Source organism: Sphingobium sp. LMC3-1-1.1, assembly GCF_040676285.1.
Lineage (GTDB): Bacteria > Pseudomonadota > Alphaproteobacteria > Sphingomonadales > Sphingomonadaceae > Sphingobium.
The window spans coordinates 1-255 of the sequence record NZ_JBEGHQ010000083.1 but is presented as its reverse complement, the minus strand read 5'-3'; the positions used below and the strand labels follow the sequence as shown (position 1 = coordinate 255).

Genomic DNA, 255 nt, shown 5'->3' with positions numbered 1-255 from the left:
TCATCACCGAGAGTTCCAGCGACTTCATCGCCTCAACGACTTTCTTCTGGCCCGGAATGGCAACGACGGGGTTGCCGCCCTGGATCAGCAGGCCGCGGATCTGTCCCTTGCCCGGGGTCAGGATCTCATCGGGAAGCGTTCCGCTCATTTCCTCGCGGTTGAGCAGCGTTCCAACGCCGCGGATGCGGCTCGGCGGGACATGCTCCCAGGTGCGCGAGGGCGGGATCACCTCGGGATAGATCGGCGCCTCGGGGC

At 65.5% G+C, this 255-nt stretch carries 1 pseudogene; it reads right to left on the bottom strand.

What is annotated here, in order from left to right:
* Window positions 1–255: pseudogene (locus MRBLMC3_RS23155) on the bottom strand (hypothetical protein); the annotation flags it as partial.